Source organism: Streptomyces sp. NPDC000983 (assembly GCF_040299205.1).
Lineage (GTDB): Bacteria > Actinomycetota > Actinomycetes > Streptomycetales > Streptomycetaceae > Streptomyces.
Genome location: NZ_JBEPBM010000007.1, coordinates 159336 through 178728, shown reverse-complemented (window position 1 = coordinate 178728; position 19393 = coordinate 159336). Strand labels below are relative to the sequence as shown.

Genomic DNA, 19393 nt, shown 5'->3' with positions numbered 1-19393 from the left:
TCACCGCTTGTGGAAAACTCCGTCACCCGCCCGGGAGCTCCAGGTCGCTCTTGTTCAGCTCCTCGATGTTCACGTCCTTGAACGTGAGGACCCGCACCTGCTTCACGAAGCGAGCCGGCCGGTACATGTCCCAGACCCAGGCGTCCGCCATGGACACCTCGAAGAACACCTCTCCCTGCACCGAGTGCACCTGCATCTCGTAGTCATTGGTGAGGTAGAAGCGCCGCTCGGTCTCGATCACGTATTTGAACAGACCGACGACATCGCGGTACTCCCGGTAGAGCTTGAGCTCCATCTCGGTCTCGTACTTCTCGAGGTCCTCGGCGCTCATGGCATGTTCCCCTTCAGCCGTGCGATCCCACCATTGTGCGCCAGTCCCGCGCGCCCCTAGACGATTTCGGTGTCCAGGGTCACGGGCCCGGCGGGGGGACCTTCGTCGAGCAGCCGGCGCAGCAGCTCGGCGAGTCTGGTCGGATACACCGTCTCATGTGCCCGGGTCAGTTCCTGGCACGTCCACCAACGCGCTCCGGCGACACTGCGCCGCTCCAGCTCGGTCAGGCCCATGGCGCTCGGCACCACGTCCGGCGTACCGGACGTGCGGGCCAGGTAGTACCACTCGTCCTGGTCCCAGCGTCGCCCCGCGAACGGGAACGAGCACTGCCGCCGCCACAGCACCGGCCCGAGTTCGACCTCGGTGATGCCGGTCTCCTCCGCCAGCTCCCTGAGCGCGGCCTGCTCACGGGTCTCGTCGCCCTCGACGCCCCCGCCCGGGGTGAACCACCAGTCGTCCGCGGTGTCGTCCGGCTCGTGTCCGTGCAGCAGCAGGATGCGGTTCTCCGGATCCAGCAGCACCACCCGGGCGACCCTGCGCATCCCGCCGGTGTACGTGTCCTCAGCGGGCACCCGCGGGCTCCGTCCGGGCCCCGGAACGCCTGCCCAGCAGCTTCGCCACCGGTCCGTAGGCACCGCCGCCGAGTACCAGCAGCGCGCCGACCACGATCAGCGCGCCCATCGTGCGCAGCGGACCCGGTGCGGAGAGCGCGCCCAGTTCCTCGAAGCCGCTGGCGGGCTCCAGCATGCCGTCCATCGGCCAGACCACGGCGTCGACCCGGGCCGTCACCGCGTCCCTGGACACCGTGCCGCTCGCGGCGTCGGCCAGGTGGGCCGTGGAGTCCAGCGAGCCGTGCCGCTCGTCACCGAGGAGGAAAAGCCGCCCCTCGGGCACGGTCACGGTCGGGAAGTCGGTGATCTCGGCGAGGCTGCCCTCGGGCAGATACGGTTCGTCGATCTTCTTGCCGTCGACCGTCAGCCTGCCGTCGGTGCAGCAGGCGACGGTGTCCCCGCCCACGGCCACGACCCGCTTGAGCACCGGGGCGTTCGCCCAGTTCTCGTCCTTGAAGACGACGACGTCGCCGCGGCGTATCTCCCCGCCGTCCACCCGCTCGGCCAGCACCCGGTCGCCGGCGTCGATCGTCGGGGTCATCGAGGTGGTGGGCACCGTGTAGGGCCGGTAGACCACCGCCGCCCAGCCGAAGCCCCCGAGGAACAGCACCAGGCCCAGCGCCACGGCGATCCCGGACAGTCGCTGTCCGGTCCTGCCGCCCGCCGGGCCGTTGCCCCCACCGCTCGGCGGGGCCGTACGCGTCGTGCTCTCACCACCCATGGGTCCGCACCCTACCCGGGGGTACGCCCCCGGGTCAGCCCATGGTCGGGATCACTCGGCGCCCTGGCGGGAGCGCCGCCGGCGCCACAGGGCGATCGGCAGGACACCGGCGAGGGCGAGGCCCTCGGGTGCCACGGCGGCCGTCCGCGCGCTGAGGTTCTGGTCGAAGGTGTCCGGGACCGGGAGCGTGCTCCAGCGGGTCACGGGCCAGGCGATCACGACGGCCCGTCCGACGACCTCGTCGACCGGCACCATGCCCTTGTTGGCGTCGCCCTGGTTGTAGCGCGAGTCCCGGGAGTTCTGCCGGTGGTCGCCCATGACCCAGATGTAGCCCTCGGGGACCTTCACCTTGAACTGGCCGCCCGCGTCGTCGTCGGTGCACGGGGTGTTGCCCGGGTAGACGTACGACGCCTCGTTCAGCGCCTTGCCGTTGATCTTCAGCGGGCCGGTGCCCTTGCACTCGACCGTGTCACCGCCGACGCCGACGACCCGCTTGATCAGGTCCTTCTCCTCCGCGGACGGCATCAGGCCGATCCAGCTGAGGAAGGTCTGCAGGGCGTTGGGGTCGGGCGTGGGCTCGCCAGCCAGCCAGTTGTCGGGGTCGTGGAAGACGACCACCTCGCCGCGCTCCGGCTCGGAGCCGAACCAGGGGGTGAGCTTGTCGACCAGCACCCGGTCGCCCTGCTGGAGGGTGTTCTGCATCGAGTCCGACGGGATGGAGAAGGCCTGCACCAGGAACGTCTTGATCAGCAGCGCCAGCACCAGCGCGATACCGATCAGGATCGGCAGCTCCTTCCAGAAGGAGCGGGGCTTCTTCGCCGCGGGGGCCGAGTCGCCCGGCCCGCCGCCGTCCGCGCCGGCGCGCCCGGCCGTACCGTCCCCGGCCGGGCCGGAGTCACTGCCGGAGGTCATGGCGCCGTCCGGGGCCGGGCCGGCCGCGCCCACGGGGCGCCCGCGGTCCTCTCCGTCGTGCCCGGATCGTGCGCCAACCGCCACATCCCCCACGCCTACTCCTTACTCCGTGCCGCTGCCTGCCCCAGAGACGGCGCAGGCCCACCACTCCCATAACGAGCGGGAGTTCCGCAGGGGTCGGGAGTCGCAAAGTTCCGTTCGGATCGTCGGGGGCAACCCTATGCGACAGCTCGGCGGACGCGGTCGTCCCGGTCACCGAGTCGGCGACGGAGGCGTACGTCTTCGGCTCGTCCAGGGTGCCCCAGCGGCCGAAGGGCCAGGCGATGACCATGGCCCGGCCCACCACCTCGTCCTCGGAGACGGTGCCGCCGTTCTGGTCCTGGTGCGCGCGGGAGTCGGCGGAGTCGGCGCGGTGGTCACCCATCACCCACAGCCGCCCCTGCGGGACGGTGATGTCGAACTCGGACTGCGAGGGGGCGTTGCCGGGGAAGAGGTAGTCCTCCTCCAGGGGGACGCCGTTGACGGTGACCCGGCCCTGTGTGTCGCAGCACTTGACCCGGTCGCCGCCCACGCCGACGACCCGCTTGATGAGGTCCTTCTCGTCGTCCGAGGGCAGCAGGCCGATGAAGGTGAGCCCTTCCTTCACCTGCTTGATGACGACCGGGTCCTCCTTCTTGGCGGTGGGCTGCTCGTCCGCGAGCCAGCCGCCCGGGTCCTTGAAGACGACGACGTCCCCGCGCTCGGGCTTGGAGCCGAACCACGGGGTGAGCTTGTCGACCAGGACCCGGTCGCCGATCTGGATCGTCTGTTCCATCGACCCGGACGGGATGACGAACGCCTGTACGAGGAAGGTCTTCAGGACCAGCGCGATGAGCACCGCCACACCGACGAGCAGCGGGATCTCCTTGATCGCGCTGCGCCGGCGGCGGGCCTTGACCTTGCGCTGGAGCTTGCGCCGCTCCGCGCGCGAGCGGCCGTCGCCCCCGGCGAAGGCGCGCCGGGAACCGGTGGGCAGGAGGTTGTCGGCCGCGCTGGTGGGTGCTCCGCGCGGCTTGCCGCGGTTACCCATGGGCACCGTCCGGCTCCGGCACGCGCGCGTAGGCGTCCGGCCGCTCCAGGCGGGTGAAGTGCGAGGCGGGCCACAGGATCCAGTCGGCCCGGCCGATGACCTCGCCCACCGGCACCATGCCGCCGCCCGGGGAGCCCAGGTGGTCACGGGAGTCGCTGGAGGCGCTGCGGTGGTCGCCGAGGACGAAGAGGGTGCCCTCGGGCACCACGAGGTCGAAGTCCACGCCGGACGCGCCGTCCCCGGGGTACAGGAACGCGGACTCGTCGACCGACCGGCCGTTCACCCGGATCCTCCCCTCCTTGTCGCAGCAGACCACATGGTCCCCGCCCACACCGACAACGCGTTTGATGTAGTCGGCGTCCCCGAAATACCCGGTTCCGTCGAAGACCACGACATCGCCCCGCTGCGGCCGGTCACCGAAACGGTACGCCAACTTATTTACGAGAACGCGGTCCCCGATCCTCAATCCCCGTTCCATCGATCCGCTGGGGATCTGGAACGGCTGGAGCACGAACGTGCTGAGCAGGACCAGGAAGAGCAGGCAGAGCAGCAGGGTCAGGGTGATCCGCCCGCCGGGCACCCACTCGGAGATCCACAACGCGAAACGCGACCGTTCCTCCGGACCTCCCGGATCCGAGGTGTCCTCGGGTTCGGCAGGGCGGGAGGAGCGGTCGCGCTCCGTGGGCTGTGCTTCGGTGTCCATCGGGGCCAGATGCTATCCGGCCCCGGCGGGACGCTCCGAAGGCGCTCAGTTCTCGCGCTTCTCCTTGATCTTCGCGGCCTTGCCGCGGAGCTCACGGAGGTAGTACAGCTTCGCGCGACGCACGTCACCGCGGGTGACGAGCTCGATCTTCTCCACGATCGGGGTGTGCACCGGGAAGGTGCGCTCGACGCCGACGGAGAAGGAGACCTTGCGGACCGTGAAGGTCTCGCGGACACCGGCGCCCTGGCGGCGGATCACCACGCCCTTGAACTGCTGCACACGGGAGCGGTTGCCCTCGATGACGCGGACGTGGACGTTGACGGTGTCACCCGGGCGGAAGGCCGGGACGTCGCTGCGCAGCGACGAGGCGTCGACGGAGTCGAGCAGGTGAGACATTTCGTCTGCTTTCTTCGCCCATGCCACAGGTCATAGGCGGGAGCTAGGTTCGTTCGGGGAGCCGTGCGGGTCGGGGCGGGCGTCGTGTCCCCCCATGGCAGGGGCGCACGCCGGACGGCGCACAACAGCGCCCTATTCTTCCACGGGGTCCGGCCTGCGCCAAAATCGGCCGTGCTGCCCGCCCTGGGGGTCGGGTGCCCAGCCCAGGATGGAGAGCATCTCGCGGTCCTTCTTGTCGAAGGCGGCGGGGGCGCTGCGCTCGATCAGGTCGGGCCGGTGGGCCGTGGTGCGCCGGAGCGCCTCGTCGCGCCGCCAGCGGGCGATCCTCCCGTGGTGGCCGCTGAGCAGGACGTCGGGGATGCCCCGGCCGCGCCACTCGGGCGGCTTGGTGTAGACGGGGCCCTCCAGCAGGTCCGCCATGGCGCCGGGCGCGAAGGAGTCGTCGCGGTGGGACTCGGCGTTGCCGAGGACGCCGGGCAGCAGCCGGGCCACGGCCTCGGTGATCACCAGTACGGCCGCCTCGCCGCCGGCCAGGACGTAGTCGCCGATGGACACCTCGTACACCGGCATCCGGGTCGCGTACTCGTCGACGACCCGCCGGTCGATGCCCTCGTAGCGGGCCGGGGTGAAGATCAGCCAGGGGCGCTCGGAGAGCTCGACGGCGAGTTCCTGGGTGAAGGGGCGGCCGCTGGGCGTGGGGACGATGAGCGCGGGGGCGTGGGAGCCGGTCTCGTAGCCGTCGGCGAGGACGGTGTCGAGCGCGTCGCCCCAGGGGTCGGTCTTCATGACCATGCCCGGGCCGCCGCCGTAGGGCGTGTCGTCGACCGTGTTGTGCCGGTCGTAGGTCCAGCCGCGCAGGTCGTGGACCTGCACGTCGAGCCGGCCGCGCGCGCGTGCCTTGCCGACCAGGGAGACGTTCAGGGGCTCCAGGTACTCGGGGAAGATCGTGACGACGTCGAGGCGCATCAGGACTCGTCCCGGGTGGAGTCGATCTCGGCGCGGTCGTCGATCAGGCCGGGCGGCGGGTCGACGACGGCCTTCTGCTCGGCCAGGTCGATCTCGACGACGATCTGCTCGACGAAGGGGATCATCACCTCGCTGCCGTCGGGCCGCTCGACGATGAACAGGTCCTGCGAGGGCAGGTGCGAGATCTCGGTGATCCGGCCGACCTCGACGCCGTCCCTGGTGACCACGTCCAGGTCCATCAGCTGGTGGTCGTAGTACTCGTCCTCCTCCTCGGGCAGCTCGTCGGGGTCGACGTCGGCGATGAGGAGGGTGTTGCGCAGGGCTTCGGCGGCGGTGCGGTCGCGCACGCCCTCGAAGCGCAGCAGCAGCCGGCCGCTGTGCACCCGGCCGGTCTCGATGGTGAGGGGTCCCGTGGCGGCGGGATCGGTGGCCAGCACGGCCCCGGGGGCGAGCCTGAGTTCCGGCTCGTCGGTACGTACCTCGACGGTGACCTCGCCCTTGATGCCGTGGGCGCGGCCGATCCGGGCGACTACGAGCTGCACTTTTCGAAGATCTCCTGTCGTACGTACGACTGCGGGCCGGGGACGGCACAGTGGCCCTCCCCGGCCCGAGCCGGTGCTGCGTTCGGCGTCAGCGGACGTGGTCCACGTCGACGAGGTCGACGCGTACACCACGGCCGCCGATGGCGCCCACGACGGTGCGCAGAGCGCGTGCGGTGCGGCCGTTGCGGCCGATCACCTTGCCGAGGTCGTCGGGGTGGACCCGGACCTCCAGCACGCGCCCGCGGCGCAGGTTGCGGGAAGCGACCTGCACATCGTCAGGGTTGTCGACGATGCCCTTCACGAGGTGCTCGAGAGCCTCCTCGAGCATGCTCAGGCCTCGGCCGACGCGGACTCGGCGGCGGCCTCGTCCTTCTTCTCCGCCTTCTTCTTCTGGGTGATGGCCTCACCCTTGCCCTCGTCGTCGCCACCCAGGGCCTCGAACGAGGGGCGCGCCTTCTTGGGCTCGGCGACGAGCAGCGGAGCCGGGGCGGGCTCGCCCTTGAACTTCTGCCAGTCGCCGGTCTTCTTCAGGATGGCGAGGACGGGCTCGGTCGGCTGCGCGCCGACACCCAGCCAGTAGGCGACGCGGTCGGCGTCCACCTCCATGACCGACGGGTTGTAGGTCGGGTGGTACTTGCCGATCTCCTCGATCGCACGGCCGTCACGGCGGGTGCGGGAGTCGGCGACGACGATGCGGTAGTGAGGCGAACGGATCTTGCCCAGACGCTTCAGCTTGATCTTGACTGCCACGGGAGTGGGTTCTCCTGGTTTTGACGTGGTTGGGCACGGCGAGATTGCCGCGTGGGGATGCGGTACCCGAGTGCCCGATGGACGCGTCAGCCGGAGGAGAGAGGGGTCCTGTGCGGCTGTCGAGTACAGCTAGCCATTGTGCCACACCCCGCGGGGCGCCTCGGACCGGGGCGTGGACGGGCATCACTGAGGGGCACCCGGCGGTTCGGGTGCCCTGGGCCGGTCGCGCGCGGCCCGGCGCTCACGGGGTGCCGGTGCGGCACCCCGCCGTCCTCTTCCGTTTCGAACCGACAGCCACGAGTTGCCGGTGTCCGACGGAAGGGGCGTCACGCCGCGCCCGCGACCTCCGGGATCCGGAACGGCTTGCCGCAGCCGCCGCAGACGATCGGGGCCTGTGCCAGCACCGAGGGCACGACGCGGACGTTGCGGCCGCAGTCGCAGACCGCCTTGACGCGTACGCCGCCGCCGGAGGAGCCGTGGCGGGCCGCCGGTCCGCGGAAGCTGCGGGCGGTGTCCGCCGAGGTCGCCGCCGTGTGCGCCTTCAGGGCGCGCTGGAGGCGCTCGATCGTCGGGCGGTAACGGCGCTTGGCCTCCGGGTTGAGGACGACCAGCGAGAAGCCGCTGCTCGGATGGGGTTCGTCGGGATGGTCCAGGCCCAGCTCCTCGGCGATGGCCAGGAATCTGCGGTTGTGGTACCGGCCGGCGCGGGAGGTGTCGCGCACCCCACGGGCGGCGGCGATGCCGTGCACCGCCTCGTGGAGGAGGCGCTCGAAGGAGAGTTCGTGCCCGCACGCGGACGACGACTCTCCGATCAGTGATTCTGGCGCGGCGAGATCGGGCAGCTCGGGGTGGTGCCGCTGAATGTCGGCCCACGCCTGCGCCAGTTCCGCGGCGAGAACAGGTGGTGTCTGTGTCGTGCTCACGTAATGACAACGAGCCGGAGTGCCCCAGTGTTCCGATTCCGGGCCATCCCAAATAATTTGCACGTACCCGTCAGTTGCCGCTGATGCGTCGCGACGAGGGCGGGTGCGCTGATCTGCGGAGAACCCTCGCAGCTCCTACCAAGCCGGTGCGTAGCCTGACGTACGCACCGGCGCGTAGGGGTCATCCGCACGCCGGGGTACCAGTGTGCCGCAGGGGCGCAAGAGGTCTTTCGGCCGCTCTCGCGCGGGCCGCCGCGTCTCAGTAGGCGCGCGCGACGACCGCGACGTTACCGGGGGCGTCCTCGTCCGCAGGCACCGACCCGTCCTCGGCGAGCAGACACCGTACGGTCACCGAGTGCTCGGCCAGCTTCGCCTCGCCCTCCGTGCCCAGCGCCGACCAGGGGATGCGCGCCCAGCCGTGCGCGGCGGCCTCGACGGCCTCGCCCGGGGTGGACACCTCGACGGTGCGGGACTCCCGCCGCTGCCGGGACTGCTCCAGCAGCAGCGCCTGGTCCTCCTCCAGCATCCCGGGCACCAGTGCCACCAGGGAGTCCACGGCCACCGGCGCCTTGCCCCCGGGAATCCGGCGGGCCAGCATCGCGGTGCCGTTCTCCAGGTCGCGCGGCCCGATCTCGATCCGCACCGGCACGCCCTTGAGCTCCCAGTCCACCGCGCGCCGCCCGAAGGGGGTGTCGGTGCGGTCGTCGACCTTGACCCGGACACCCGCCGCCCGCAGCCGGTCCCCGATCTCGTGGACCTTGGCCAGAACCGCCTCGTCGTCCTTGACCGCCAGGACGACGACCTGGATCTGCGCCAGCCGCGGCGGGACCCGCAGTCCGTCGTCGTCCCCGTGGGTCATCACCAGCGCGCCGATCATGCGGGTGGTCGATCCCCAGGAGGTCTGCCAGACCAGCTCCTGCCTGCCCTCCTTCGACAGGTACGTCGTGTTGAACGCCCTGGCGAAGTTCTGGCCCAGTTCGTGGCTGGTGACCATCTGCAGGGCCTTGCCGTCACCCATCATGCTCTCCAGCGTGAGGGTGTTGACGGCCCCGGCGAACCGCTCCTTGACGGTCTTGCGACCGGAGACGAAGTCCATCGCGAGGACGCTTCGCAGGAAGTCGCCGTAGACCTCGCGCTGGATGTGCGCGGCGAAGTCGCGGGCCTCCTCGTAGGTGGCGTGCGCGGTGTGGCCCTCCTGCCACAGGAACTCCGTCGTGCGCAGGAACAGCCGGGGGCGCAGCTCCCAACGCACCACGTTCGCCCACTGGTTGATCAGCAGCGGCAGGTCGCGGTAGCTCTGCACCCACTTGGAGAAGTAGTCGTTGACGATCATCTCGGAGGTGGGCCGTACGACGGCCGGCTCCTCCAGCTCCTTGCCGCCGCCGTGGGTGACCACGGCCAGCTCGGGGGCGAACCCCTCGACGTGGTCCGCCTCCTTGGCGAAGTAGGACTGCGGGATCAGTAGCGGGAAGTACGCGTTCTGGGTGCCCGTCTCCTTGATGCGGGCGTCCATCTCCGCCTGCATCCGCTCCCACAGCCCGTACCCGTACGGTCGGATGACCATGGTGCCGCGCACCGGACCGTTGTCGGCCAGCTCGGCCTTGTTGATCAGATCCTGGTACCAGCGCGGGAAGTCGTCGGCCCGCGGGGTCAGTACGGGTGCTTTCGCCATGGCGAGATGGTACGGGCCCGCGTTGCCGGAATGTGAATTCTTGCCACAGGCACGGTCCGCTCGCAAGCAGGGCCCGACGACCCCTGGACGCCGGGTCGAGCGCGGAGTTACCTGGCATACGGGGGAAGAACGAGCGCACGTCACGGGGGCACTGGAAACGGCACAAAGGCAACTCTCGGCGGATTGGGGCGCTTTCGATGACACCTACGCTCGTGCGGCAGCACCTGTTCCACACGGGACCCCCGTCCCGCGTGGACCTGTGGGCACGCGCGCGTGACTGGTCCGAGATCCAGGAGCGGATGCTGGTCCCGCTCTACGAGGCCGTCTATGAGCGGCTCGAAGTGGGGCCCGACACAAGGCTGTTGGGGCTCGGATGCGGCTCCGGGCTCGCCCTGCTGATGGCGGCCGGCCGAGGAGCGGCCGTCACCGGCGTCGAACCCTCCTCCCCCGAGCGGCTCGCCCTCGCCCGGCAGCGGCTGCTGCCCGAGGCGTGGGGCGCGGGCGCGGGTGCGGGTGCGGACGTACGGCTCGCGGTCGGCCCACCGGCGGACGCGGCAGGCTCGGCCGACGCCAGGACGCCGGCGTACAGCCTGGTGACCGCGTTCGAGCCGGTCGGCTACCGGCCGGGTGACCCGGACGGACTCGGTGACCTGCTGGCCGAAGCGGCACCGCTCGCCGAGCGCGGGGCACCGGTGGTGCTGGCGGGCTGGGGTCCGCCGGAGCGCTGCACCACGCTCTCCGTGCTGCGCGCGACCACCGGACCGGCCGATCCACCCCGCGCGGCCCCGCGCGACGGCCTGGAGGAGATCGCCGAGCGGGCCGGACTGCGCCCGGACGGCTCCGGGCGGGTCGCATGCCCGTTCGGGTACGCCGACACCGAGAGCGCGGTACGGGGCCTGCTGTCGACCGGCCTGTTCGACGAGGCGCTCGCCGCGGCCGATCCTGCGCACCTGGACAAGGAACTGACGGAGGCACTGCATCCGTACCAGCGGCCGGACGGCACCGTCTGGATGCCGAACGTGTTCCGGTACCTGGTCGCCCGTGTGCCCTGAGCCGCCGGTCCGGCTGAAAACGTTCCTGGAGATGCACGTGTGAATGGCGTGAAGAAAGCGGAGCCGAGGCCCTCTCGCTTCGTTGTACTGCACATCTTCCCCTTAGCCTGACGAACCGCTCGGGGGATCTACACACCTGCATACAGGAGCTGTTGTGCTGTACCGCAAGACCGCGCTGCGTCTGGCCGCGCCCGTCGCCGTCCTCTCCCTGGCGCTCACCGCCTGTTCGGGAGGGGACGACGAGGCCGACGCGAAGAGCCCGGCCACCCCGGTCGCCGAGGCCTCGGCGACCCCCGCCCTGGCGTCGAAGGGCGGCGAGATGGAGACCGGGCAGAAGGCGACGGGCCGGTACGAGGAGGACCCGGGGCAGGTCACCTACGGGATCCTCGCCGAGCGGGTCGACATCGGCACCGAGGCCGAGGCCGCGCGGGCCGTCGCGGACCCCGCGGACGCCGAGGGCCTCGCCCTGGCCGTCGCCCATGTCACCTTCACCCACCAAAGTGGCCCGGCCCTGACCGGTTCCCCGCAGGTCGGCGACGAGACCACGGTCTGGGCCGACGGCCGGCGCGGATCGATCCTCATCGGCGCCGCCGAGGACGCGGCCGGCTGCGAGGACCCCTACGACGTGGAGAGCTGGAAGCAGGGCGAGAGCCACACCTTCTGCGAGACCTACCTGGTCCCCGCCGACGCCGAGAACGTCGAGGTGCACTGGGAGGAGGCCGAGGGGGAGCCGTACGTGTGGACCTTCCCCAACGGCTGATCCGGCGCGCGGGGCACCAGCATGCGCCGAGGGCGCCCCCGATGACCGGGGGCGCCCTCTTTGCGTAGGCCGGGGTGTCAGCCCATGAACTTCTTGAACTCGTCGGGCAGCTCGAAGTCCTGGCCACCCTGCTGGCCGGGCACCCCGAAGGCGCCCCCGCCCTGGGCGGCGGCCGCGCGCCGGGCGGCCTCCTCCTGCTCCTGCTGCTTGCGCTTCATCGGGTTCCCGGAGCGCTGCTTGCCCTTGGCCTGCTTCGGCTGCTTCTTCGTACGGCCCGGACCGCCACCCATGCCCGGCATCCCCGGCATGCCCGGCATACCGCCGCCCTGGGCCATGCGGGACATCATCTTGCGGGCCTCGAAGAACCGCTCGACCAGGTTCTTCACCGCGCTGACCTCGACACCGGAACCCTTGGCGATACGGGCCCGCCGGGAGCCGTTGATGATCGTCGGGTCCTGGCGCTCGCCCGGGGTCATCGACTTGATGATCGCGGCCGTGCGGTCGACGTCACGCTCGTCGAGGCTGTTGATCTGGTCCTTGATCTGGCCCATGCCGGGGAGCATGCCGAGCAGCTTGCTGATGCTGCCCATCTTCCTGACCTGTTCCATCTGGGACAGGAAGTCGTCGAGGGTGAAGTCCTGGCCCTTCTTGGAGGCCAGCTTCTCCGCCATCTTCTGGGCTTCGGCCTGGTCGAAGGTCTTCTCCGCCTGCTCGATCAGGGTGAGCAGGTCACCCATGTCGAGGATGCGGGAGGCCATCCGGTCCGGGTGGAAGGCGTCGAACTCGTCGAGCTTCTCGCCGTTGGAGGCGAACATGATCGGCTTGCCGGTGACCGAGCGGATCGACAGCGCGGCACCACCGCGGGCGTCACCGTCGAGCTTGGAGAGCACCACGCCGTCGAAGCCGACGCCGTCGCGGAAGGCCTCGGCGGTGTTGACCGCGTCCTGACCGATCATCGCGTCGACGACGAAGAGGATCTCGTCGGGGCTGACGGCGTCGCGGATGTCCGCGGCCTGCTGCATCATCTCCTGGTCGATGCCCAGGCGGCCGGCGGTGTCGACGATGACGATGTCGTGGACCCGGGACTTCGCGAACTCGATCGAGTCCTTGGCGACCTTCACCGGGTCGCCCACGCCGTTGCCCGGCTCCGGGGCGTACACGGCCACACCGGCGCGCTCGGCGACGACGCTGAGCTGGTTCACGGCGTTGGGCCGCTGGAGGTCACAGGCCACCAGCAGCGGGGAGTGGCCCTGCTCCTTCAGCCACCGGCCGAGCTTGCCCGCGAGGGTGGTCTTACCGGCACCCTGGAGACCGGCCAGCATGATCACGGTGGGCGGCTGCTTGGCGAAGCGGAGACGCCGGGTCTCGCCGCCGAGGATCGTGACGAGCTCCTCGTTCACGATCTTCAGGACCTGCTGCGCCGGGTTCAGCGCCTTGGAGACCTCTGCGCCGAGCGACCGCTCCTTGACGCTCTTGATGAAGGTCCGCACGACGGGCAGGGCCACATCGGCTTCGAGGAGTGCGATGCGGATCTCGCGCGCCGTGGCGTCGATGTCCGCCTCGCTGAGCCTGCCCTTGCCCCGCAGGGACTTGAAGGTGGCTGCAAGGCGATCGGAAAGAGTATCGAACACGGCGGCGTCGGTCCTCGGGGTCGGTGGCTGCTGGGAATCGCCCTCCAGGGTATCCCGGCCACGCGTGTAGCCGGGATACCCGTTCAGCCGCGCAACGTCTCCTCCAGTTTCCGTGCCACCGAGGCCGCCTCCTCGCGGGGCAGCGGTGCCCCCTCGGATCCCGTCACGTAGAAGGCGTCCACGGCGTTCGCGCCCAGCGTGCTGACGTGCGCGCTGCGCACCCGTACCCGGGCGTCCTCCAGCGCGCGGCCGATCCGGAAGAGCAGGCCCGGCGCGTCCTGGGCGCGGACCTCGATGACGGTGGCCAGGCGGGAGGCGGCCGGGTGGACCGTCACCCTGGGCGGCGGTGCCACCACGCCCCGGCGGCGCGGGTAGGCCGCGTCCCGCTCGGCGAGGCGGCCGGCGATGTCGAGGGTGCCGTCCAGGGCGCGGACCAGGTCGGCGCGGAGCCGGGCGGCCTGGGGCAGGGAGCCGTACTCGGCGGCGACCCGCCAGTTCAGCAGCAGGACCGAGCCCTCGACGCCGTCGGGGAGTTTCAGGGCGCGCAGTTCGGCGGTGCGGACGGTGAGGCGGTGCACGGCCAGCACGCCGGAGACCGCGGGCAGGACGCCCGGCTGGTCGGGGACCGCGATGAGCAGTTCCACGCCGAGCGGCTCGGGGTCGCCGGTGGGTTCGTCGTCGGTGGGCGGTTCGGTGTGGGCGCGCAGGGCCAGCACCGGGCTGCCGGTGGCGACGGACTCGATGGCGAGCCGCTCCTGCTCGGCGGTCGGCGCGGCGGCCTCCGGGTCCGGGGGCGCGTCGCCCGCGAGTACGGCCGAGACGCGTTTGACCAGGTCGGCGACGAGCGAGCCGCGCCAGGAGGACCAGGCGGCGGGCCCGGTGGCCAGGGCGTCCGCCTCGGTCAGCGCGTGCAGCAGCTCCAGCGTGGACTGGGTGCCGACGGCGTCGGCGACCGAGCGGACCGTGGCCGGGTCCTCCAGGTCGCGCCGGGTGGCGGTGTCGACGAGCAGCAGGTGGTGGCGGACGAGGGCGGCGAGTACGGCGACGTCCTCGCGGTCGAAGCCGATCCGGGCGGCCACGTCCTTGGCGATGATCTCGCCGGCCACCGAGTGGTCCCCGGGCCAGCCCTTGCCGATGTCGTGGAGCAGCGCGGCGACCAGGAGCAGGTCGGGGCGGTTGACGCGCCGGGTGAACTCGGAGGCGCGGACGGCCGTCTCGATCAGGTGCCGGTCGACGGTCCAGATGTGGACGGCGTTGCGCTGGGGGCGGCAGCGCACGCGCTCCCAGTCGGGCAGCAGGCGGGTGATCAGCCCTTCGGCCTCCAGCGCCTCCCAGACCTCGATGGTGGGGCGGCCCGATCCGAGCAGGGTGACCAGTTGTTCGCGGGCCTCGGCGGGCCAGGGCGTGGGCAGCGGGCGGGTGGTGGCCGCCAGCCGCCGTACGGCGTGCAGGGAGAGCGGGAGGCCGGCCTGGGCGGCGGCGGCCGCGGCGCGCAGGGGAAGCACGGGGTCGCGTTCGGGGCGCGCGGCGCGGGCGAGCACCACCTCGCCCTCCTGCTCGACGACGCCCTCGGCGAGCGGTGAGCGTTCGGCGACGGGCTTGCCGCCGCCCAGCATGGCGCGCAGCCTCGGTCGCACGGCGCGCGACCGCAGCACGCGCCCCACTTCGCGCCAGGTGACATCACTGGCGTACGAGATGACGCGCGCGGCCTCGTACACCTGTCGCAGGAGGGTGTCGGCGTCGAGGAGGCCGAGTTCGGCGGCGACCTGGTCCTGTTCCTGGAGGGCGAGCCGGTCGGTGGCCCGGCCGGTGGCCAGGTGGAGGGCGTCGCGTACGTCGAGGAGGCGGCGGCGGGCGTCGTCGAGGCCCTCGCGCGGGGCGTCGGCCAGCCAGGAGGCGGCGACGGCGCGCAGGATGGTGGCGTCGCGCAGGCCGCCGCGGGCCTCCTTGAGGTCGGGTTCCAGGAGGTACTGCAGCTCGCCCTGGCGCTCGGCGCGCTCGGCGGTCAGTTCCTGGAGTTCGGGCAGGCGCTTGGGCGCCTGGTTGCGCCAGTCGGCGAGGACGGCCGTGCGCAGTCCCGCGGTCAGGCCGAGGTCGCCGGCGATGTGGCGGGCGTCCAGCAGGCCGAGCTGGACCTTGAGGTCCTCCGCGGCCGTCCTGCGGGCCTCGACGGGGGTGCGCACCGAGTGGTCGAGGTCGAGGCCGAGGTCCCAGACGGGGTACCAGATCCGGTCGGCCAGGGCGGCGACCGCGTCGTTGTCGGTGCCGTCGTGCAACAACAGCAGGTCGAGGTCGCTGCGGGGGGACAGCTCGCCCCTGCCGTAGCCGCCGACGGCCACCAGGGAGACCCCGCGCAGGCCCTCGGCGCCCGCGGCGAACAGGCCGGTGAGCCAGTCGTCGGTCAGTTCCGCGAGGGCGGTACGGCGCGGCGGCCCGGACCGCGCCCCCTCGGTGAGGAGGCGCAGCCGGGCCGCCGCGTAGCCGCTGGGTCCCGAGTCATCTGCTTCCTTGCGCACGTCCGTACTCGTCACCCAGCGACTCCCGTCTTCACTTCTGCCGATTAGAGCGCGTCCGGCCCGCGCTCGCCGGTGCGGACCCGTACGGCCGTCTCGACCGGCAGCGACCAGACCTTGCCGTCACCGATCTTGCCCGTGCGGGCCGCCTTGACGATGACGTCGATCAGCTGCTCGGCGTCGTCGTCCTCGGCCAGCACCTCGATGCGGATCTTCGGGACCAGGTCGACGGTGTACTCGGCACCGCGGTAGACCTCGGTGTGGCCCCGCTGACGACCGTAGCCGCTCGCCTCGGTGACCGTCAGACCGTGGACCCCGAACGCCTGGAGGGCTTCCTTGATCTCGTCGAGCCGGTGGGGCTTGACGACTGCGGTGATGAGCTTCATGCGTCCACCTTCTTGCTCGCGGCGTCGGCGACGGGGGCCGGGACGGCGGTCGTGCGGGCGGCGCCACCGCCGGCCCCGCTGAAGTCGTATGCGGTCTCGGCGTGCTCGGCCTGGTCGACGCCGGCGATCTCGTCGTCCTCGGAGACCCGCATACCGATGGTCTTGTCGAGGGCGAAGGCGAGGACCGCGGAGACGATCAGGGAGTAGGCGAGGACCGCGAAGACACCGGCGCACTGCTTCCAGAACTGGTCCAGGCCGCCGCCGTAGAAGAGGCCCTCGACGTCGGACTGGCCCTTGCCGCTGGCGAAGAAGCCGACGAGCAGGGAGCCGACGACACCGCCGACCAGGTGGACGCCGACGACGTCGAGCGAGTCGTCGTAGCCCAGCTTGTACTTCAGGCCGACCGCCATGGCGCAGAGCACACCGGCGATGGCGCCGACCGCGATCGCGCCGAGCGGGGTGACCGCGCCGCCAGCCGGGGTGATGGCGACCAGACCGGCGACCGCGCCGGAGGCGGCGCCCAGCGTGGTGAACGCGCCGTGGCGGATCTTCTCGTAGAGCAGCCAGGCCAGCATGGCGGCGGCGGTGGCGACCTGCGTGTTGACGAACATCAGCGCGCCGACGCCGTCGTCGTTGCCGAGCCAGGAGCCGGCGTTGAAGCCGAACCAGCCGAACCACAGCAGACCGGCGCCGAGCATGACCAGCGGCAGGCTGTGCGGGCGCATCGGGTCCTTCTTGAAGCCGACGCGCTTGCCGATGACGAGGATCACGCCGAGGGCCGCGGCACCGGCGTTGATGTGCACCGCCGTACCACCGGCGAAGTCGATCACACCGAGCTCGAAGGCCCAGCCGCCGGCGCCCCAGACCCAGTGGGCGACGGGGAAGTAGACGACCGTGGCCCACAGCGTGATGAAGAGCGCCCAGGCGCTGAACTTCACGCGGTCGGCGAGCGCACCGCTTATCAGGGCGGGCGTGAGGATCGCGAACATCAGCTGGAAGACCAGGAAGACGAAGACGGGGATGGTGTAGCCGTCCCACAGTTCCGTCAGGCCGATGTCACTGAGGCCGACCCAGTCCGAGTTCCAGCCGATGATTCCGCCGGAGTCCGTGCCGAACGCCATGGAGAAGCCGTACAGCACCCACAGGATGGTGACGATTCCCAGACTGATGAAGCTCATCATCAGCATGTTCAGCGTGCTTTTGACGCGGACCATGCCCCCGTAGAAGAAGGCGAGGCCCGGGGTCATGAGCATCACCAGGGCGGAGCAGATGAGCATGAAACCTGTGTTGGCGGCAGAGAGCTCGGTCTCTGCGGCAAGCGTGATGGCTGGTGCCATCGGCGTCTCCTCGTCGTTGGTACGGCCCCGTGCGGGCGAAGCCTGAGCGGGATTTGAGGGGTGGGCCGGTTATGCGCCATGAGATTCGCGCAGCGCCGTTTCGGTGGAAGCCCCTCGTTGTTTCGCCGCCGTGACGAAGACACTCCGGGTGTTACGCGTCGATGAACTGCCGGATTACCGCCACGTCGATCGTTATCGTGGCGCAACCTTCTTCGAAGGTATGGACCGGCCGCGGTCGGCCTTCCGATGACCTGGCATGGGGGAGCCGAGTCGGGCAGTTCGGGAGGGCCGGCCGCGGCCGGGGTTCATGCGGTGGTGCGTGGTCTCAGACGGCCTCCGCCGTCTCGGGCAGCTCGATGGCCAGCCGGTCGGTGAGATCGACGACCTCGTGCAGATCACCGAAATCGCGTACGGCCGTGTCGACCGTCTTGCGGATGCGGGTGTTGACGCGCTCGGAGCGCACCTTCTTGGCGACCCGCATCGCGTCGGTGACGAGGCGCACGCTGCGCTCGGGCTCGCGCCGCAGCAGGTGCACGGTGGCCATGCCGACCAGGTTGAGCGCGTAGGAGCGCTGGTGTTCGGTGTCCTTGGCGAAGAGGTCCACGGCCCGCTCCATCAGCGGCTCGGCGAGCGAGGCGTAGGCGGGGCTGCGGCCGGCGACATAGGCGAGGTCGCGGTAGGAGTGGGAGTTCTCGCCGTACAGCTCGGCCTCGGAGAAGAAGCGGATCCAGTCGGGGTCGGGCTCGTCCCACTCGTCGGCCTCGGCGAAGGTGTCCTCGGCCATCCGCACGGCCCGCTTGCACTTGCCGGGCTGGCCCATGTTGGCGTACGAGCGGGCCTCCATCGCATACAGCATCGACTGGGTGCGCGGGCTCGCGCAGTCGCGGCTGCCGTACTGGGCGAGGTGGACCAGTTCCAGGGCGTCGTCGGGCCTGCCGAGGTGGATCATCTGGCGGCTCATGCTGGAGAGGATGTACGAGCCGAGCGGGCGGTCGCCGGCCTCCTTGGCGGCGTGCAGGGCGAGCACGAAGTACTTCTGGGCGGTGGGCTGGAGGCCGACGTCGTAGGACATCCAGCCGGCCAGCTCGGCGAGTTCGGCGGCGCACTTGAACAAGGTGCGGGTGGCGAAGTCGGGTTGGGGTTCCTGGAGGAGGTCGGTCACCTCGTGCAGTTGGCCGACGACCGCCTTGCGGCGCAGGCCGCCGCCGCACTGGGCGTCCCACTGCCGGAACATCACGGTGGTGGACTCCAGCAGTTCCAGTTCGGGCCTGGAGAGCCGGCCGCGGCGGGCCGGGGCGGGGGGCTCGGGTTCGGTGCGCGGGGCGGTCGGCGAGGGGACGAGCCAGCGCTGCATGGGCTCGATGAGGGACGGGCCGGCGGCCAGGCCGAGCGCCGTCCCGAGGAAGCCGCGGCGCGCCAGCATCAGGTCGCTGCGGGAGAACTCGCTGAGCAGGGCCACGGTCTGCGGGCCCGTCCACGGCAGGTCGACGCCGGACACCGACGGCGCCTGGCGCGCGGCGCGCAGGCCGAGGTCCTCGACGGAGACGACGCAGCCGAAGCGCTCGGAGAACAGCTCGGACAGGATCCGCGGGATCGGCTCGCGCGGGTTCTCGCCGTCCAGCCAGCGGCGCACCCGGGAGGTGTCGGTCGAGATGTGGTGAGCGCCCAACTGGCGTGCCCGGCGGTTGACTTGGCGGGCGAGTTCGCCCTTCGACCAGCCGCTGCGCACGAACCAGGACGTGAGCAGCTCGTTCGGGCGCTTGTCAGCGTTCGTAGCGTTCGTGTCGCTTCCGCTGGTGCCGCTCACTGGAAGCCCCCATCCCTTGGACCACTTGTCACCGAGTGCGCCAAGCCCTATCAGAATGCCGGTAAATACGGCCGCCCGTCCCGGAGTTCTCACCCTTCGAACGGAGAGCCGAGTTGCCTCCGGCATACCCAGAAGTGCATGTGCCCCCAGGACTCGTGCACTCAAAGTAATCCTACGATCACCCGTCCAGCCATGGCGATCCCGGAAACGCCACCATTCGCCACCCCTTCGAATGAACTCACGGTCGCCTCCGCACGATTCACTTGACAGAGAACGACCGGCAGTGGGCGGAGCGATGCACTCAGGGGCGC

Annotated in this window: 20 protein-coding genes; 2 read left to right on the top strand and 18 right to left on the bottom strand. The window is 70.9% G+C overall.

Features of this window, described 5'->3' with window-relative positions; all coding sequences use genetic code 11:
* Nucleotides 1–22: 22 nt before the first annotated feature.
* The 13 genes from ABT296_RS10720 to proS all read right to left on the bottom strand — a co-directional run bounded on the left by ABT296_RS10720 (nucleotide 23) and on the right by proS (nucleotide 9596).
* Nucleotides 23–331, bottom strand: coding sequence for a DUF2469 domain-containing protein (locus ABT296_RS10720; protein WP_003965949.1), 309 nt, complete (start codon nucleotides 329–331; stop codon nucleotides 23–25).
* A gap of 56 nt (nucleotides 332–387) precedes the next feature.
* Nucleotides 388–873 (bottom strand): NUDIX hydrolase, encoded by a 486-nt coding sequence (locus ABT296_RS10715; RefSeq protein ID WP_351925661.1) that lies wholly within the window; start codon nucleotides 871–873, stop codon nucleotides 388–390.
* 19 nt (nucleotides 874–892) lie between these two features.
* Nucleotides 893–1663, bottom strand: coding sequence for a signal peptidase I (gene lepB, locus ABT296_RS10710; RefSeq protein ID WP_351925479.1), 771 nt, complete (start codon nucleotides 1661–1663; stop codon nucleotides 893–895).
* A gap of 51 nt (nucleotides 1664–1714) precedes the next feature.
* Nucleotides 1715–2668, bottom strand: coding sequence for a signal peptidase I (gene lepB, locus ABT296_RS10705; protein ID WP_351925477.1), 954 nt, complete (start codon nucleotides 2666–2668; stop codon nucleotides 1715–1717).
* Nucleotides 2559–3644, bottom strand: coding sequence for a signal peptidase I (lepB, locus tag ABT296_RS10700; RefSeq protein WP_351925659.1), 1086 nt, complete (start codon nucleotides 3642–3644; stop codon nucleotides 2559–2561). Before lepB (ABT296_RS10700) ends, lepB (ABT296_RS10705) begins: the two co-directional genes overlap by 110 nt.
* Nucleotides 3637–4347 (bottom strand): signal peptidase I, encoded by a 711-nt coding sequence (lepB, locus tag ABT296_RS10695; protein WP_351925475.1) that lies wholly within the window; start codon nucleotides 4345–4347, stop codon nucleotides 3637–3639. The genes lepB (ABT296_RS10700) and lepB (ABT296_RS10695) overlap by 8 nt, the downstream gene beginning before the upstream one ends.
* Before the next feature lie 45 nt (nucleotides 4348–4392).
* Nucleotides 4393–4743 carry a 50S ribosomal protein L19 gene (rplS, locus tag ABT296_RS10690; RefSeq protein WP_351925473.1) on the bottom strand — a complete coding sequence of 117 codons (351 nt, stop codon included), beginning with the start codon at nucleotides 4741–4743 and terminating at the stop codon, nucleotides 4393–4395.
* 132 nt (nucleotides 4744–4875) lie between these two features.
* Nucleotides 4876–5709: a tRNA (guanosine(37)-N1)-methyltransferase TrmD gene (trmD, locus tag ABT296_RS10685; RefSeq protein WP_351925472.1), complete on the bottom strand. Its 834-nt coding sequence runs from the start codon at nucleotides 5707–5709 to the stop codon at nucleotides 4876–4878.
* The gene (gene rimM, locus ABT296_RS10680; RefSeq protein ID WP_351925470.1) at nucleotides 5709–6251 is read right to left on the bottom strand and encodes a ribosome maturation factor RimM; all 543 of its coding nucleotides are present in this window, start codon (nucleotides 6249–6251) and stop codon (nucleotides 5709–5711) included. Before rimM ends, trmD begins: the two co-directional genes overlap by 1 nt.
* Before the next feature lie 88 nt (nucleotides 6252–6339).
* Complete coding sequence (locus ABT296_RS10675) at nucleotides 6340–6579, bottom strand: RNA-binding protein (protein WP_003973401.1); 240 nt, start codon at nucleotides 6577–6579, stop codon at nucleotides 6340–6342.
* Between the two features lie 2 nt (nucleotides 6580–6581).
* The gene (gene rpsP, locus ABT296_RS10670; RefSeq protein WP_351925468.1) at nucleotides 6582–7001 is read right to left on the bottom strand and encodes a 30S ribosomal protein S16; all 420 of its coding nucleotides are present in this window, start codon (nucleotides 6999–7001) and stop codon (nucleotides 6582–6584) included.
* A gap of 326 nt (nucleotides 7002–7327) precedes the next feature.
* Nucleotides 7328–7924, bottom strand: coding sequence for a hypothetical protein (locus ABT296_RS10665; protein WP_351925466.1), 597 nt, complete (start codon nucleotides 7922–7924; stop codon nucleotides 7328–7330).
* Nucleotides 7925–8183: 259 nt separating this feature from the next.
* A complete protein-coding gene (gene proS, locus ABT296_RS10660) occupies nucleotides 8184–9596 on the bottom strand; it encodes a proline--tRNA ligase (protein WP_351925464.1) in 1413 nt (470 codons plus the stop codon).
* Between the two features lie 197 nt (nucleotides 9597–9793).
* Between proS and ABT296_RS10655 the strand changes: the two genes are divergently transcribed.
* Nucleotides 9794–10648: an SAM-dependent methyltransferase gene (locus ABT296_RS10655; protein ID WP_351925462.1), complete on the top strand. Its 855-nt coding sequence runs from the start codon at nucleotides 9794–9796 to the stop codon at nucleotides 10646–10648.
* Nucleotides 10649–10802: 154 nt separating this feature from the next.
* Nucleotides 10803–11408: a hypothetical protein gene (locus tag ABT296_RS10650; RefSeq protein ID WP_351925460.1), complete on the top strand. Its 606-nt coding sequence runs from the start codon at nucleotides 10803–10805 to the stop codon at nucleotides 11406–11408.
* 77 nt (nucleotides 11409–11485) lie between these two features.
* Here ABT296_RS10650 and ffh read toward each other — a convergent pair whose 3' ends face one another.
* From ffh to nsdA, 5 genes are all read right to left on the bottom strand, one after another.
* Nucleotides 11486–13039 (bottom strand): signal recognition particle protein, encoded by a 1554-nt coding sequence (ffh, locus tag ABT296_RS10645; RefSeq protein ID WP_351925458.1) that lies wholly within the window; start codon nucleotides 13037–13039, stop codon nucleotides 11486–11488.
* 83 nt (nucleotides 13040–13122) lie between these two features.
* The gene (locus tag ABT296_RS10640) at nucleotides 13123–15570 is read right to left on the bottom strand and encodes a [protein-PII] uridylyltransferase (RefSeq protein ID WP_351925456.1); all 2448 of its coding nucleotides are present in this window, start codon (nucleotides 15568–15570) and stop codon (nucleotides 13123–13125) included.
* Between the two features lie 29 nt (nucleotides 15571–15599).
* Complete coding sequence (locus ABT296_RS10635) at nucleotides 15600–15938, bottom strand: P-II family nitrogen regulator (RefSeq protein WP_003997576.1); 339 nt, start codon at nucleotides 15936–15938, stop codon at nucleotides 15600–15602.
* Entirely contained in the window at nucleotides 15935–17275 is a 1341-nt protein-coding gene (locus ABT296_RS10630; RefSeq protein WP_351925454.1) for an ammonium transporter, read from the bottom strand. Before ABT296_RS10630 ends, ABT296_RS10635 begins: the two co-directional genes overlap by 4 nt.
* Nucleotides 17276–17600: 325 nt before the next feature.
* On the bottom strand, nucleotides 17601–19082 hold the full coding sequence (gene nsdA, locus ABT296_RS10625; protein ID WP_351925452.1) for a transcriptional repressor NsdA: 1482 nt from the start codon (nucleotides 19080–19082) through the stop codon (nucleotides 17601–17603).
* Nucleotides 19083–19393 lie beyond the last annotated feature (311 nt).

Excerpts from the sequence above, each read along its gene's own strand:
- ABT296_RS10720 (WP_003965949.1), bottom strand. The coding sequence starts at position 331 with ATGAGCGCCGAGGACCTCGAGAAGTACGAGACCGAGATGGAGCTCAAG.
- ABT296_RS10715 (WP_351925661.1), bottom strand. The coding sequence starts at position 873 with ATGCGCAGGGTCGCCCGGGTGGTGCTGCTGGATCCGGAGAACCGCATC.
- lepB (WP_351925479.1), bottom strand. The coding sequence starts at position 1,663 with ATGGGTGGTGAGAGCACGACGCGTACGGCCCCGCCGAGCGGTGGGGGC.
- lepB (WP_351925659.1), bottom strand. The coding sequence starts at position 3,644 with ATGGGTAACCGCGGCAAGCCGCGCGGAGCACCCACCAGCGCGGCCGAC.
- lepB (WP_351925475.1), bottom strand. The coding sequence starts at position 4,347 with ATGGACACCGAAGCACAGCCCACGGAGCGCGACCGCTCCTCCCGCCCT.
- rplS (WP_351925473.1), bottom strand. The coding sequence starts at position 4,743 with ATGTCTCACCTGCTCGACTCCGTCGACGCCTCGTCGCTGCGCAGCGAC.
- trmD (WP_351925472.1), bottom strand. The coding sequence starts at position 5,709 with ATGCGCCTCGACGTCGTCACGATCTTCCCCGAGTACCTGGAGCCCCTG.
- ABT296_RS10675 (WP_003973401.1), bottom strand. The coding sequence starts at position 6,579 with ATGCTCGAGGAGGCTCTCGAGCACCTCGTGAAGGGCATCGTCGACAAC.
- proS (WP_351925464.1), bottom strand. The coding sequence starts at position 9,596 with ATGGCGAAAGCACCCGTACTGACCCCGCGGGCCGACGACTTCCCGCGC.
- ABT296_RS10655 (WP_351925462.1), top strand. The coding sequence starts at position 9,794 with ATGACACCTACGCTCGTGCGGCAGCACCTGTTCCACACGGGACCCCCG.
- ABT296_RS10635 (WP_003997576.1), bottom strand. The coding sequence starts at position 15,938 with ATGAAGCTCATCACCGCAGTCGTCAAGCCCCACCGGCTCGACGAGATC.
- ABT296_RS10630 (WP_351925454.1), bottom strand. The coding sequence starts at position 17,275 with ATGGCACCAGCCATCACGCTTGCCGCAGAGACCGAGCTCTCTGCCGCC.